This window comes from Streptomyces sp. NPDC093111, assembly GCF_040683955.1.
Taxonomy (GTDB): domain Bacteria; phylum Actinomycetota; class Actinomycetes; order Streptomycetales; family Streptomycetaceae; genus Streptomyces.
In genome coordinates, this window is the sequence record NZ_JBFBNW010000008.1 from 231707 (window position 1) to 245386 (window position 13680).

Here is a 13680-nt window from a genome sequence, read left to right on the forward strand (position 1 = left end):
CCCTTCACAGGTCGACGACCGCCATCCCGTACATCGCGGCCCAGACCAGGCCGATGACGGCGAGCGGCCGGTCGCGCAGGACGACGTCCTCCGGCTCGCCGGCGGTGCCGCGGTCGGCGAAGACGGCGTACCGCAGGACGGCCAGGATGAAGGCGACCACGGAGAGCTGGCGCCAGGGCAGCAGCGAGCCGTTGGCGACACCGCCGCTCTCCAGCGCCCACAGGCAGTAGCCGAGGACGGCCACCCCGGCGGCCAGCTGCCAGACGAAGCGCAGGTAGCCGGTCGTGTACTGGGTGAGCAGCGCGCGGGTGGCGCCCTGGGCGTCCTCCATCTGCACGGCTTCCGAGTAGCGCTTGGCCGCGACCATGAACAGCGCGCCGAAGCCGGTGGTGATCAGGAACCAGCGGGAGAGCGGGATCCCGAGCGCGATCCCGCCGATCATCGCCCGCATCAGGAAGCCGGTGGAGACGACCGCGAGGTCGACGACGAGGACGTGCTTGAGGCGTACGCAGTAGGCGAGTTGCATCACCAGGTACGCGGTCAGGAGCAGCGCCGTCATGGCGTTGCACACCAGGGCGCTCGCGACGGCCGCGCCGAGCCCGAGCAGGGCGCCCGTCACGTACGCGAGGGGTACGGGGACGAGGCCGGCGGCGACGGGGCGGTGCCGTTTCACCGGGTGGGCGCGGTCGGCGGCGGCGTCGCGGGCGTCGTTGACCAGGTACACGGCGGAGGCGGCGGCCGTGAACAGCGCGAAGACCAGGGCGAGCCGCCCGCCGACGGGCCAGGAGACGAGCTGCCCGGCGGCGACGGGCGCGGCGACGACGAGCGCGTTCTTGACCCACTGCCGGGGCCGGGCGGTCCGGACGACCCCCCGGGCGACGGCGAGGGCGCCGGGGCGGGCGGGGACCGGGCGCGCGGCGGCGGGCGGGACGAGGACCGCGGTGCCGGTGGTGGGGTCAGGCACGGGGGCCTCCCGGGGTGCGGCGCCGCCCGGCGCGGGCGGGCGGGGCCGTGGTGGGGTCAGGCACGGGGGCCTCCCGGGGTGGAGGTCAGCCAGGTCCGGGCGACCGTCACCGTGGCGGCGCCGAGGAGGGCTCCGGCGGCGATGTCGGTCGGGTAGTGGACGCCGGCGACGAGGCGGGAGAGGCACATCGCGGCGGCGGCCGGCACGGCGACGGTGCGGGTGGCCGGGCCGAGGGCGGCGAAGGCGACGGCCGCCGCGGCGGCCGAGGCCGCGTGGGAGCTGGGGAAGGAGTGCCGGCCGGCGGTGCGGACGAGCGGCGGGTACTCCTCGGGGCGCGGCCTGGGGCGCCGTACGACCCGTTTGACGCCCATGCTGGCGAGGTGCGCCGCCGCGATCAGGGCCGTGCCGCGCAGCCAGCCGGCGCGGTGCGGCCGGTCCAGGGCGGCGCCGGCGAGTCCGGCGGCGAGCCACACCGCGCCGTGTTCGCCGCCGAAGGAGAGCGCGCGGGCGGCCGCGGCCACGGCGGGCCTGCGCCCCTGCGCGTGTACGGCGGCCAGGACCCGGTGGTCGGTCTCGGCCCAGTCCCCGTATCGCATGCGTCTCGTCGCCTCCCCGGTTCGCCGTCGGCCAGGGGCGACTCTGACGCGCGGAGGCCGCGTACGGGGCGGGACGCTTTCCTGACACTCGTTTAATCACCCATTTCGACGAACCGCCCACCAATCCCGGCATAAGCGACACTCACGGCGATACCGTCACCTCCATGGCTGCCGAGACGGACATCCCCACCGACATCCCCGCCGACATCCCGACCGGCATCGCCGTCGATGTCCCCGCCGACGTCCCCACGGTCCCCGTCGGCGTCCCCGCCGGCATCCCGGCCGATGTCGACACCCTCACCGGGTGGGGCCGCACCGCCCCCACCCTCGCGCGCGTCATCCGCCCCCGCACGTACGAGGAGGCCGCCGCCGCCGTCCGCGCCTGCGGCGCCCGGGGGTCGATCGCCCGCGGACTCGGCCGGGCCTACGGCGACGCCGCCCAGAACGCCGGCGGCTCCGTCCTCGACATGACCGGCCTCGCCCGGATCCGCGCCATCGACGCCGAGGCCGGACTGGCCGTCTGCGACGCGGGCGTCAGCCTGCACCACCTCATGGAGGTGCTGCTGCCGCTCGGCTGGTTCGTGCCCGTCACCCCCGGCACCCGCTACGTCACCGTCGGCGGGGCGGTCGGCGCCGACATCCACGGCAAGAACCACCACGTCTCCGGCTCCTTCTCCCGCCACGTCGTCTCCCTCGACCTGCTCACCGCCGACGGCCTCGTGCACACCGTCACGCCCGGACAGCCCCTCTTCGACGCGACCGCCGGCGGCATGGGCCTGACCGGGGTGATCCTCTCCGTCACGCTCCGGCTGCTGCCCGTCGCGACCTCGCTGATGGCCGTCGACACCGAACGCGCCACCGACCTCGACGACCTGATGGACCGGCTGAACGCCACCGACCACCTGCACCGCTACTCCGTCGCCTGGATCGACCTGCTCGCCCGCGGCGCCGCGACCGGCCGCGCCGTCCTCACCCGCGGCGACCACGCCCCGTACGACGCCCTGCCGCTCCGGGCCCGCCGCGACCCGCTCGCCTTCCGGCCCGGACAGCTGCCCGGCGCCCCCGCGTACGTCCCCGAGGGGCTGCTCGGCCGGCACACCGTCGGCCTCTTCAACGAGCTCTGGTACCGCAAGGCGCCCCGCCGCTCCACCGGCCGGCTCCAGCGGCTGACCTCCTTCTTCCACCCCCTCGACGGGGTCCCGCACTGGAACCGGGTCTACGGGCGCGGCGGCTTCGTGCAGTACCAGTTCGTCGTCGGGTACGGGCAGGAGGAGACCCTCCGCCGGGTCGTCCAGCGGATCGCCAGCCGCCGCTGCCCGTCCTTCCTCGCCGTCCTGAAACGCTTCGGCGAGTCCGACCCCGGCTGGCTCTCCTTCCCGCTGCCCGGCTGGACCCTGGCCCTCGACATCCCGGCCTCGCTCAGCGGCCTCGGCGCCTTCCTCGACGAGCTCGACGAGCTGGTCGTCGGCGCGGGCGGCCGGGTCTACCTCGCCAAGGACGCACGGCTGCGGCCCGAGCTGCTCGCCGCGATGTACCCGAGGCTCGACGACTTCCGCGAGCTGCGGGCGCGGCTCGACCCCACGGGCGTGTTCGTGTCGGACCTGTCCCGCCGCCTGGGTCTGTGACCCCGCCCCCGTCCGCCCCTGGCTCTTCCCCCGGCTCTTCCCTGTCTCGTCTCTTGTCCTCGTCCCCTACGACTCGTCCCTTGAGGAGCGTGAACGCCATGAAGGACGCCTTCGGCGCCCCGCAGTCCCTGCTCGTTCTCGGCGGCACCTCCGAGATCGGCCTGGCCACCGCGCGCCGGCTGATCGCCCGCCGCACCCGCGTCGTCTGGCTCGCCGGGCGCCCGTCCCCCGCCCTCGCCGCCGCCGCGGACTCGCTGCGCGTGCTCGGCGCCGTGGTGCACACCGTGCCCTTCGACGCGCTCGACACCGAGTCGCACGAGGAACGGCTCGGCAAGCTGTTCACCGAGGGCGACATCGACATGGTGCTGCTCGCCTTCGGCGTCCTCGGCGACCAGGCGCGCGACGAGTCCGACCCGCTGGCCGCCGTACGGGTCGCCCAGACCAACTACACCGGCGCCGTCTCGGCCGGCCTCGTCTGCGCGCAGGCGCTCCAGGCGCAGGGACACGGTTCGCTGGTGGTGCTCTCGTCCGTGGCCGGGGAGCGGGCCCGGCGGGCCAACTTCATCTACGGCTCGTCCAAGGCCGGGCTCGACGCCTTCGCGCAGGGCCTCGGGGACGCGATGCACGGCACCGGGGTGCAGGTGATGGTCGTACGCCCCGGCTTCGTCCGCTCCAAGATGACCGAGGGCCTGGCGGCGGCCCCGCTCGCGACCACGCCCGAGGCGGTCGCGACGGCGATCGAACTGGGACTGCGGCGCCGCTCGGAGACCGTGTGGGTGCCGGGCAGCCTGCGCGTGGTGATGTCGGCGCTGCGGCACGTGCCGCGGGGGGTCTTCCGGCGGCTGCCGGTGTGACGGTCATACGGGGGGGCGGGGGCCGGGGCGCGGTACGGGCCGCGCCACGGGCTCCCGCCCCGGATCAGACCGCCGGGGTCGCCGCCGGGGCCTCGATCGGGCTGCCGCTCTGGGACGGGACCGCCGACACCGTGCGGCCGCTGCCGAACTCGTAGTCGCACAGCTTGCGCCACACGCCGTCCGCGCCCTGCTCGTACAGCGCGAAGGAGCGGCAGACCCACTCCGCCGCGTAGCCGGCGAGCTCCGTGTACGCCCGGTCCATCGCCTCCTCGGAGATGCCGTGGGCGACGGTGACGTGCGGGTGGTACGGGAACTGCAGCTCGCGCGGGACCGGGCCCGACGCGTCGCGGACCAGCTCCTGGAGGCGGTCGCAGGACGGGGTGCCCTCGACCAGCTTGACGAAGACGACCGGGGAGAGCGGGCGGAACGTCCCGGTGCCCTCCAGACGCATCGCGAAGGGCTCGCTGCCGGCCGCGATCCCGGCCAGGTGCGCCGCGATCTCCGGCAGCCGCTCCTCGGCCACCTCGGTCGGCGGGAGCAGGGTGACGTGGGTGGGGATGCCGTGCGCGGCGGGATCCCCGAAGCCCGCGCGCCGCTCCTGAAGGCGGCTGCCGTGAGGCTCCGGGACCGCGATCGAAACGCCGAGCGTTACGGTCCCCACGTCGTTCTCCTCCGTCGTCCGTCGAGCAAATGTGCACGAGTGGTGCAGGCGCCAGTGTGCGGCCTGCACCACCCTCGTGGCCAGGGTCCTAGGACTCAGTGCTTCGCGGGCAGGAAGCCCAGCCGGTCGTAGGCCTGCGCCAGCGTCTCCGCGGCGACGGCGCGGGCCTTCTCCGCGCCCTTGGCCAGGACCGAGTCCAGCGTCTCCGGGTCGTCCAGGTATTCCTGCGTACGGGTCCGGAACGGCGTGACGAAGTCCACCATGACCTCGGCCAGGTCGGTCTTCAGGGCGCCGTACATCTTGCCCTCGTAGCTCTTCTCCAGGTCGGCGACCGACGTGGAGGTGAGCACGGACATGATGGTGAGCAGGTTGGAGACGCCGGCCTTGTGCTCCGGGTCGAAGCGGATCACCGTGTCGGTGTCCGTGACGGCGCTCTTGACCTTCTTCGCCGTCGTCTTCGGGTCGTCGAGCAGGTTGATCAGACCCTTCGGCGTCGACGCCGACTTGCTCATCTTGATCGACGGGTCCTGCAGGTCGTAGATCTTCGCCGTCTCCTTGAGGATGTACGGCGCCGGGATCGTGAACGTCTCGCCGAAGCGCCCGTTGAACCGCTCCGCGAGGTCACGGGTCAGCTCGATGTGCTGGCGCTGGTCCTCGCCGACCGGGACCTGGTGGGCCTGGTAGAGCAGGATGTCCGCGACCTGGAGGATCGGGTACGTAAAGAGGCCGACGCTCGCGTTGCCCGCGCCCTGCTTGGCGGACTTGTCCTTGAACTGCGTCATGCGGGAGGCCTCGCCGAAGCCGGTGAGGCAGTTCATCACCCAGGCGAGCTGCGCGTGCTCGGGCACGTGACTCTGCACGAAGAGCGTGCACCGCTCCGGGTCCAGGCCCGCGGCGAGCAGCTGGGCGGCGGCGAGCCGGGTGTTGGCGCGCAGCGCGGCGGGATCCTGCGGGACCGTGATCGCGTGCAGGTCCACCACCATGTAGAAGGCGTCGTGGGACTCCTGCAGCGCCACCCACTGGCGGACCGCGCCGAGGTAGTTGCCGAGGTGGAACGAGCCGGCGGTGGGCTGGATTCCGGAGAGCACACGAGGACTGTCAGAGGCCATGCCCATCATTCTCTCAGGTGCGCCACCCGGAACCGGACGTGGCATCGGGCCCTGTGAGACGAGGAACACACGTCGCGCGCCGTACGCGGAGCGCGACGACGGCGGCCGCCCCTTCCGGGGCGGCCGCCGTCCGGTGGTCCGTGCCGGGACCGCCGCGGCGCCGAGGCCGCGCGACCAGGCCGGCAGGCCCGGGGCCGGGCCGCCCGACTAGGCCGGCAGGCCCGGGGCCGGGTACGCGGACATCAGGTCGGCGACCTCGGCGCGTACGGACGTCAGGGTGGCCTCGTCGCCCTTGCCCGCCGCGGTGACGGCCCGGTCGATCCACTCCGCGATCCGCGGCATGTGCGAGGTGTCCAGGCCGCGGGAGGTGAGGGAAGGGGTGCCGATGCGGATGCCGGAGGGGTCGAAGGGCTTGCGCGTGTCGTACGGGACGGTGTTGTAGTTCACGACGATGCCCGCCCGGTCCAGGGCCTTCGCCGCGATCTTGCCGGGGACCTCCTTGGGCGTGAGGTCCATCAGGATCAGGTGGTTGTCCGTACCGCCCGAGACCAGGTCGAAGCCGCGGGCCAGCAGCGCCTCGGCGAGCGCCTTGGCGTTGGCGACGACCGCGTGCGCGTAGGTGCGGAAGGAGGGCTGGGCCGCCTCCCGCAGGGCCACCGCGATCGCGGCGGTGGTCTGGTTGTGCGGGCCGCCCTGGAGGCCCGGGAAGACCGCCTTGTCGAGGGCCTTCGCGTGCTCCTCCCGGGACATCAGCATGGCGCCGCGCGGGCCGCGCAGGGTCTTGTGGGTGGTCGTGGAGATCACGTCGGCGTACGGCACCGGGGACGGGTGCGCGCCGCCCGCGATCAGGCCCGCGATGTGGGCGACGTCCGCGACTAGCACCGCGCCGGCCTCCCTCGCGATCTCCCCGAAGGCCGCGAAGTCGATCGTGCGGGGCAGCGCCGTGCCGCCGCAGAAGATCACCTTCGGGCGCTCCTTGAGGGCGAGCTCGCGCACCTGGTCGAAGTCGATCAGCCCGTCCTCGTGGCGTACGCCGTACTGGACGCCCCGGAACCACGTGCCCGTCGCGGAGACGCCCCAGCCGTGGGTCAGGTGGCCGCCCATCGGCAGGGCCATGCCCATCACGGTGTCCCCCGGCCGCGCGAAGGCCAGGTACACGGCGAGGTTCGCCGGCGAGCCCGAGTACGGCTGCACGTTCGCGTGCTCCACGCCGAACAGGGCCTTGGCGCGGTCGACGGCCAGGGTCTCGATCCGGTCGATGTTCTGCTGGCCCTCGTAGTAGCGGCGGCCCGGGTAGCCCTCGCTGTACTTGTTCTGCAGCACCGTCCCGGAGGCTTCCAGGACGGCGGCGGAGACGTAGTTCTCGCTCGGGATGAGGCGCAGGGTCTCCGCCTGGAGGCGTTCCTCCGCGCCGACCAGGGCGGCCAGGTCGGGGTCGGCGGCCGTCAGCGCGGGGTGCCGGGAGGAGGTGGAGGTGGAGGTGGGGGCCGGGGTGGGGGTGGCTGGCGTGGTCATCTTTCGCTCCTGGGTCGGGGGACGGTCCCGGAGCGTCGCGGCTCGCGCGTGCGGCGCCACACGGGACCCGGTCGGTTCCCGTGATGCCCAGGCGGGCGGCACCTCGTGTGGTCTGCCGCGCGAGGCTCCCCCGGGGTCGCTTCCCCGTACGCCAGTCGCCACGCGTGTTTCCAGCCTAGCGGGCGCGCCGTCAGCGCAGGTTTCCCCGTCCGGCATGCGAGCGACGATAAGAAAAGGGAGCCACACCCGCCCCTGGCCGCAGGACGATCGGAGATCCCGTGTCGAGAACGCAAGACGAGATCGCAGCCGCGGACGCGCACAGCGCCCACAACTACCACCCCCTGCCCGTGGTCGTCGCCTCCGCCGAAGGCGCGTGGCTGACCGATGTCGAGGGGCGCCGCTACCTCGACATGCTCGCCGGGTACTCGGCCCTCAACTTCGGGCACGGCAACCCACGCCTCCTGGACGCGGCGCGGGCGCAGCTGGACCGGTTGACGCTCACCTCGCGGGCCTTCCACCACGACCGGTTCGGCGCGTTCTGCACGCGGCTGGCCGCGCTGTGCGGCAAGGACGCGGTGCTGCCGATGAACACCGGCGCCGAGGCCGTCGAGACGGCGGTGAAGACGGCCCGGAAGTGGGGGTACGAGGTGAAGGGCGTGCCGGACGGGCACGCGAAGATCGTCGTCGCGGGGAACAACTTCCACGGGCGCACCACGACGATCGTCAGCTTCTCCACGGACCACGAGGCCCGGGACCACTTCGGGCCGTACACGCCGGGGTTCGAGATCGTCCCGTACGGGGACCTCACCGCCCTGGAGGCGGCGGTCACCGAGAACACGGTGGCGGTCCTGCTGGAGCCGATCCAGGGCGAGGCCGGGGTGCTCGTCCCGCCGGCCGGGTACCTGCGCGGGGTGCGGGAGCTGACGGCCCGGCGGAACGTGCTGTTCATGGCCGACGAGATCCAGTCCGGCCTCGGCCGGACCGGGCGGACCTTCGCGTGCGAGCACGAGGGCGTCGTGCCGGACGTCTACATCCTCGGCAAGGCGCTCGGGGGCGGCGTGGTGCCCGTCTCGGCGGTCGTCGCCGACCGGGACGTGCTCGGGGTGTTCCGGCCGGGTGAGCACGGGTCGACCTTCGGCGGCAACCCGCTGGCCTGCGCGGTGGCCCTTGAGGTCATCGCCATGCTGGAGACCGGCGAGTACCAGCAGCGGGCCACCGAGCTCGGCGAGCACCTGCACGCGGAGCTCGGGCTGCTCGTGGGCGGCGGCGCGGTGGAGACGGTGCGCGGGCGCGGGCTCTGGGCCGGGGTCGACATCGTGGCCTCCCGGGGTACCGGGCGGGAGATCTCCGAGCGGCTGATGGGGCGGGGGGTGCTCGTCAAGGACACCCACGGGTCGACCATTCGGATCGCTCCGCCGCTGGTGATCAGCAAGGAGGATCTGGACTGGGGGCTTCAGCAGTTGCGGGAGGTGCTCGCCGGGGGGTGAGTGGCGGGGGGGGTGGGGGGTGGGGGGTGGGGGGTGAGTGGACGGACTCTCTGTTCGCCGGGGGCCGGGGCCTCCGGGTGGGGGTGTCCGGACTGCGACCTTCACTTCGCTGCGCTCGTTACGGGCGCCGCCACGTCCGGACACCCCCACCCTCCGGCCCCGGCCCCCTCCCGCCGTCGTCGTCGGATCCCCTTTTGGTGCAACTCCCGGCATTGACACCCCAGTTGGTCTAGGCCAATGATTTCGCCATGTCCAGACCTCGTCTGAGCCGTGCCCTGCGTGGTGCGCTCGCCGCGCTCGTTCCCCTCGCGCTCTTCGGCGGCCTCGGCGGCTCCCCCGCCCAGGCCGCCCCGCTCGCGGGCTGGCCCGAGCCCGTCCCGGTCGTCTCCCACGTGGAGACCCGTGATCCCGTCGTCTTCATCACCATCGACGACGGCTGGTACCACGACCCCGCCGCCGCGAAGCTGCTGCTCGACCGGCGGGTGCCCGCGTCCCTCTTCCTGCTGCCGGGCGCCTACTCGTACGACTCCGGCTACTTCCACACCCTGCTCGACCAGGGGCGGTCCCGCGTCGAGAACCACACCGTCAACCATCCCGACCTCACCACCCTCGACGCCGCCGGGCAGAAGGCCGAGGTCTGCGGGGCGCGCGACCAGCACCTCGCCCAGTTCGGGGACGGGCCGCGGCTGCTGCGTCCGCCGTACGGGGTGTACGACGCCACCACCCGGACCACCGCCCGCGCCTGCGGCGCCAAGGCCGTCGTGACCTGGACGTACGACCTGACCACCTGGGGCCAGTGGACGCCGCCCACCCCCCGACTGAAGGCCGGCGACATCATCCTGCTGCACTTCAACGAGACGCTGGAGGAGGATCTGCGGCGGGCCCTGGACCTCGCCGACGCCGCCGGACTCCAGCCCGCGCCGTTGCGGGACTACGTCGCCGAGTAGGGCTCCGTCAGGGGGTCCTGAAGAATCACGTGCGGGACGAAGCGGGCGTACTCGTCCGTGATCAGGCCCGACGACTCGCGGATTCCCAGGCCCGCCGACGCGTCGCCCACCGTCCACGCGCCGAGCACCACCCGGTTGCCGTCGAAGTCCGGCAGCGGGGCCAGCTCCTGGTAGCAGCAGGGTTCGTCCCGTACGACGGGCGCCTCGCCCGGCCGGTGGACGGTGACGCCGGCGCCCTCGCGGCCCAGCAGCGGCTTGGCCACGTAGCCGGTGGCGGCGGCGAGTTCGCGGGGGCCGTCGAGGTAGGCGGGCAGCAGGTTGGGGTGGCCCGGGTGGAGCTCCCACAGGATCGCGAGGAGGGCCTTGTTGGAGAGCAGCATCTTCCACGCCGGCTCGATCCAGCAGGTGCTGCCGGTGCCCCCGCCGTTGTCCAGCGTGTCGAGGACGTGCGGGCCGAACCGGTCCGTGGCCAGCCACTCCCACGGATAGAGCTTGAAGCAGGCGCGGATGAAACGCAGCCGGTCGTCGACGAAGCGGCCCGAGATCCGGTCCCAGCCGATCCGCTCGACCGAGAGCGCCGCCGTGTCGAGGCCCGCCTGCTGGGCGGTCTCGCGCAGGTACGCGACCGTCATCAGGTCCTCGCCGAGCTCGTCGCCGTCGGTGTGCACGAAGTGCACCGGGCTGCCCGGGGGAAGCAGGTGCGCCTGGCTCCGCCACGCCTCGACGAGGCGTTCGTGGAGGGAGTTCCACTGGTCGGCGCCGGGGAAGCGCTCCTCCATCCAGAACCACTGCGGGCTCGCCGCCTCCACCAGGGAGGTCGGGGTGTCGGCGTTGTACTCCAGCATCTTCGCCGGGCCCGTGCCGTCGTAGCGGAGGTCGAACCTGCCGTAGATGGTGGGGAGTTCGGCCCGGCGGCGCCAGGACTCGGCGACCAGCCCGGCGAGCCGCGGGTCGGTGATGCCGAGTTCGGCGAACCGGTCCCGCGCCACGATGTGCGCCGCCGCGGCCAGGCACATCGCGTGCAGCTCCTCGACGACCTCCTCCAGCGCCTCCACCTCGGGCAGGCTGAAGGAGTAGTAGGCGCTCTCGTCCCAGTACGGGCGGAGCGAGTCGTCCGGGTAGCGGGTCAGGGGGTAGATCAGACCCTGTTCCTCGACGGTCCGCTGCCAGTCGGGGCGGGGCTCGACGCGATGGCGTTCCACGCCGGGATCAGCCGCCGCCGGAGCCGGAGTGGTGGCCGCCGAAGCCGCCCGAGTCGACGGCCGCCCGGTCGAAGCTGCCGCCGCTCACCTTGCCGCTGCTGACCGCGCCGCCGTAGTAGTAGCGGCCCGTGGACGTGGTGCTGCCGTTGCCGGAGCCGCCGCCGGATTCGCACTTGTAGTCCGGCAGCTCCTTGTACGTCACCGGGTCGATGCAGCGGCGGTCCGGCTCCGAACCGCACGCCGTCAGGGTCGCCGCCAGCACGCTCACGCCGCCGAGTATCACCGTGCCCGACCTCAGCCTGCGCATGGCCCGTCCTCCCCTGCTCTCCCCGATGTCTGTTGCGATCGCACAGTGTAGGCCCGGCCGGTGCGGCCCTCCGCTCCCGCTCGCACTAGAGTCCCTTTCGTGCTTCTTGGGATGGTGTGTGCGCTCGGATCCGCGCTCTGCTTCGGGGCCGCGTCGGTACTTCAGGCGCTCGGCGCCCGGGCCGCCGAGCCCGGCACGGGCGGCGGCGTCGACGTGACGCTGCTGTGGCGGGCCCTGCGCCAGTGGCGGTACGTGGCCGGGCTCGGCCTGGACGGCCTCGGCTTCGTCCTCCAGATCGTCGCCCTGCGGACCCTGCCGATCTACGCGGTGGGGGCCTCGCTCGCGGCCAGCCTCGCCGTGACGGCGGTGATCGCCTCCCGCGTGCTGAACGTACGGCTGCGGCGGATCGAGTGGACGGCGGTCGGCGTGGTCTGCCTCGGGCTCGCCATGCTGGCCCTCGCGTCCGGGCGCGAAGGGCACGACGGGACCGACTCGGCGACCCTCCAATGGGGGCTGCTCGTCGCCGCCTTCGCCGTCCTCGCCGTCGGCGCGGCCGCGGGGCGGCTGCCGGAGCGGCCCCGCGCCCTCACCCTGGGCCTCGCGGCCGGCTTCGGCTTCGGCGTCGTCGAGGTCGCGGTCCGGCTGATCGACTCGGTCGACCTCACCAACCCGGCGCTGTACGCGCTGCTCGTCGGCGGCGGGGCGGCGTTCCTGCTGCTGACCTCCGCGCTGCACCGCGGGTCGGTGACCACCGCGACGGCGGGACTGGTGCTCGGCGAGACCATCGGGCCCGCGCTGGTGGGCGTCGTGTGGCTCGGGGACCAGACCCGCGAGGGCTACGGCTGGCTCGCCGTCCTCGGCTTCGCCGTCGCGATCGCCGGCTCCCTCACCCTGGCCCGCTTCGGCGAGGCCCCGGCCGCACCGGAGGCCGCGCCCGAAGCGGTGGGATGAGCCGGGAGCGGTGGCGTGAGCCGTCGTGCGACCCGTAGAGCGCTACGGCAGCACCCTGCACAGCGCCTCCAGCGCTCCCGTCCACCCGCTGTCCGTCGGTGTCCCGTAGCCCACGATCAGCGCGTCGGCCGTCGGCGGCGTGTCCGGGTGGCGGAAGCGGTTGATGCCCTGGAGGGCGAGGCCCTGGAAGGCGGCGGCCTGGGTGACCGAGCGTTCGGTGCCCGGCGGGAGTTCGAGGACCGCGTGCAGCCCGGCCGCGATCCCGCTGATCCGCGTCCCCGGCGACCGCGCCGCCACCGCGTCGACGAGCTGGTCGCGGCGCCGCCGGTAGCGCAGCCGCATGGCGCGCACATGCCGGTCGTACGCCCCCGAGCCCAGGAACTCCGCGAAGGTCAGCTGGTCCGTCACGCTCGACACCCAGTCCACCGCCCCCTTCGCCTCCGTCACCTCGCCGACCAGGTGCTCCGGCAGCACCATCCAGGCCAGCCGCAGCCCCGGCGCCAGCGACTTGCTCGCGGTGCCGAGGTAGACGACCCGCTCCGGGTCGAGGCCCTGGAGGGCGCCGACCGGCTGGCGGTCGTAGCGGAACTCCCCGTCGTAGTCGTCCTCCAGGATCAGGCCCCCGGACGCCCGCGCCCAGTCGACCGCCGCCGCCCGCCGGTCCGGCTGGAGCGCGCCGCCCATGGGGAACTGGTGCGCGGGGGTCATCAGGACCGCCCCCACCCCGGCCATCGCGGCCAGCCCCTCCGTGCGGGTGCCGCGCTCGTCGAAGGGCAGCCCGGGGATGCGCAGGCCCGCCCCGGCCAGGATGTCCCAGTGGACGTCCAGCCCGTACGCCTCGACCGCCACCTCCCGCACCCGCCGCGCCTTCAGCACCTGCCCCATCAGCATCAGGCCGTGCACGAACCCGGAGCAGACCACGATCCGCTCGGGCCGCGCGTACACGCCCCGCGCCCGGGCCAGGTACTCGGCGAGCACCGTGCGCAGCTCGATCCGGCCGCGCGGGTCCCCGTAGCCGAAGGCCTCGTTCGGTGCGGTCGTCAGTGCCTTGCGGGCGGCCTTCAGCCAGTCGGCGCGCGGGAAGGAGGCGAGGTCGGGGGTGCCGGGGCGCAGGTTGTACGTGGGTTTGCCGGGCGCGGAGTGGAGGGCCGTGGCGGCCCGGGACTGCACCGGGCGGCGCGGCACCGAGCGGCGGGCCACCCGGGTGCCCGAGCCCTGCCGGGCGGTCAGCCAGCCCTCCGCGACGAGCTCCGCGTACGCGTCGGCGACGGTGTTGCGGGCCACCCCCAGGTCGGCCGCGAGGGAGCGGGAGGAGGGCAGTCGCACCCCCGCCTCCAGGCGCCCGCTGCGCACCGCCTCCCGCAGCGCGTGCATGAGGCCGTCGCGCAGGCCCTGTCCGCCCAGTTCCAGATGCAGGTCGGACCCGAAAGTGGCCCACTCGTTTGCCATGGAAATGGACCAT

The 13680-nt window shown here is 73.8% G+C and carries 13 protein-coding genes and 1 riboswitch; of the genes, 5 read left to right on the top strand and 8 right to left on the bottom strand.

Features of this window, described 5'->3' with window-relative positions:
• Positions 1-4: 4 nt before the first annotated feature.
• Together AB0Q96_RS16170 and AB0Q96_RS16175 are read right to left on the bottom strand one after the other, a co-directional pair.
• A complete protein-coding gene (locus tag AB0Q96_RS16170) occupies positions 5-964 on the bottom strand; it encodes a decaprenyl-phosphate phosphoribosyltransferase (protein WP_365325808.1) in 960 nt (319 codons plus the stop codon).
• A 56-nt stretch (positions 965-1020) separates the two neighbouring features.
• Complete coding sequence (locus AB0Q96_RS16175) at positions 1021-1560, bottom strand: phosphatase PAP2 family protein (RefSeq protein WP_365325810.1); 540 nt, start codon at positions 1558-1560, stop codon at positions 1021-1023.
• A gap of 275 nt (positions 1561-1835) precedes the next feature.
• Between AB0Q96_RS16175 and AB0Q96_RS16180 the strand changes: the two genes are divergently transcribed.
• Together AB0Q96_RS16180 and AB0Q96_RS16185 are read left to right on the top strand one after the other, a co-directional pair.
• Complete coding sequence (locus AB0Q96_RS16180) at positions 1836-3185, top strand: FAD-binding oxidoreductase (RefSeq protein ID WP_365326062.1); 1350 nt, start codon at positions 1836-1838, stop codon at positions 3183-3185.
• A 98-nt stretch (positions 3186-3283) separates the two neighbouring features.
• On the top strand, positions 3284-4039 hold the full coding sequence (locus AB0Q96_RS16185) for a decaprenylphospho-beta-D-erythro-pentofuranosid-2-ulose 2-reductase (protein WP_365326064.1): 756 nt from the start codon (positions 3284-3286) through the stop codon (positions 4037-4039).
• 64 nt (positions 4040-4103) lie between these two features.
• Here the strand turns inward: AB0Q96_RS16185 and AB0Q96_RS16190 are convergent, their stop codons facing one another.
• The 3 genes from AB0Q96_RS16190 to glyA form a co-directional block, all read right to left on the bottom strand.
• Positions 4104-4700, bottom strand: a complete 597-nt coding sequence (locus AB0Q96_RS16190) for a 2'-5' RNA ligase family protein (RefSeq protein WP_365325812.1) — start codon at positions 4698-4700, stop codon at positions 4104-4106.
• Positions 4701-4795: 95 nt separating this feature from the next.
• The gene (trpS, locus tag AB0Q96_RS16195) at positions 4796-5809 is read right to left on the bottom strand and encodes a tryptophan--tRNA ligase (RefSeq protein WP_365325814.1); all 1014 of its coding nucleotides are present in this window, start codon (positions 5807-5809) and stop codon (positions 4796-4798) included.
• Positions 5810-6016: 207 nt separating this feature from the next.
• The gene (gene glyA / locus AB0Q96_RS16200) at positions 6017-7324 is read right to left on the bottom strand and encodes a serine hydroxymethyltransferase (RefSeq protein ID WP_365325816.1); all 1308 of its coding nucleotides are present in this window, start codon (positions 7322-7324) and stop codon (positions 6017-6019) included.
• 78 nt (positions 7325-7402) lie between these two features.
• Positions 7403-7493, bottom strand: a riboswitch (ZMP/ZTP riboswitch).
• 109 nt (positions 7494-7602) lie between these two features.
• Here glyA and rocD point away from each other — a divergent pair.
• Positions 7603-8811: an ornithine--oxo-acid transaminase gene (gene rocD / locus AB0Q96_RS16205; RefSeq protein WP_365325818.1), complete on the top strand. Its 1209-nt coding sequence runs from the start codon at positions 7603-7605 to the stop codon at positions 8809-8811.
• Between the two features lie 248 nt (positions 8812-9059).
• Positions 9060-9758, top strand: coding sequence for a polysaccharide deacetylase family protein (locus AB0Q96_RS16210; RefSeq protein WP_365325820.1), 699 nt, complete (start codon positions 9060-9062; stop codon positions 9756-9758).
• On the opposite strand, the gene AB0Q96_RS16215 is transcribed toward AB0Q96_RS16210, so the two are convergent.
• The gene (locus AB0Q96_RS16215) at positions 9743-10960 is read right to left on the bottom strand and encodes a glutathionylspermidine synthase family protein (protein WP_365325822.1); all 1218 of its coding nucleotides are present in this window, start codon (positions 10958-10960) and stop codon (positions 9743-9745) included. The two genes, AB0Q96_RS16210 and AB0Q96_RS16215, sit on opposite strands and share 16 nt — an antisense overlap.
• A gap of 7 nt (positions 10961-10967) precedes the next feature.
• Complete coding sequence (locus tag AB0Q96_RS16220) at positions 10968-11267, bottom strand: hypothetical protein (protein ID WP_365325824.1); 300 nt, start codon at positions 11265-11267, stop codon at positions 10968-10970.
• Between the two features lie 111 nt (positions 11268-11378).
• Here AB0Q96_RS16220 and AB0Q96_RS16225 point away from each other — a divergent pair, with 111 nt between their 5' ends.
• Complete coding sequence (locus AB0Q96_RS16225; protein WP_365326066.1) at positions 11379-12218, top strand: hypothetical protein; 840 nt, start codon at positions 11379-11381, stop codon at positions 12216-12218.
• A gap of 42 nt (positions 12219-12260) precedes the next feature.
• On the opposite strand, the gene AB0Q96_RS16230 is transcribed toward AB0Q96_RS16225, so the two are convergent.
• Positions 12261-13667 carry a PLP-dependent aminotransferase family protein gene (locus tag AB0Q96_RS16230; RefSeq protein ID WP_365325826.1) on the bottom strand — a complete coding sequence of 469 codons (1407 nt, stop codon included), beginning with the start codon at positions 13665-13667 and terminating at the stop codon, positions 12261-12263.
• Between the last annotated feature and the right edge of the window lie 13 nt (positions 13668-13680).

Excerpts from the sequence above, each read along its gene's own strand:
- AB0Q96_RS16175 (WP_365325810.1), bottom strand. The coding sequence starts at position 1,560 with ATGCGATACGGGGACTGGGCCGAGACCGACCACCGGGTCCTGGCCGCC.
- AB0Q96_RS16185 (WP_365326064.1), top strand. The coding sequence starts at position 3,284 with ATGAAGGACGCCTTCGGCGCCCCGCAGTCCCTGCTCGTTCTCGGCGGC.
- trpS (WP_365325814.1), bottom strand. The coding sequence starts at position 5,809 with ATGGCCTCTGACAGTCCTCGTGTGCTCTCCGGAATCCAGCCCACCGCC.
- glyA (WP_365325816.1), bottom strand. The coding sequence starts at position 7,324 with ATGACCACGCCAGCCACCCCCACCCCGGCCCCCACCTCCACCTCCACC.
- AB0Q96_RS16210 (WP_365325820.1), top strand. The coding sequence starts at position 9,060 with ATGTCCAGACCTCGTCTGAGCCGTGCCCTGCGTGGTGCGCTCGCCGCG.
- AB0Q96_RS16220 (WP_365325824.1), bottom strand. The coding sequence starts at position 11,267 with ATGCGCAGGCTGAGGTCGGGCACGGTGATACTCGGCGGCGTGAGCGTG.
- AB0Q96_RS16225 (WP_365326066.1), top strand. The coding sequence starts at position 11,379 with ATGGTGTGTGCGCTCGGATCCGCGCTCTGCTTCGGGGCCGCGTCGGTA.
- AB0Q96_RS16230 (WP_365325826.1), bottom strand. The coding sequence starts at position 13,667 with ATGGCAAACGAGTGGGCCACTTTCGGGTCCGACCTGCATCTGGAACTG.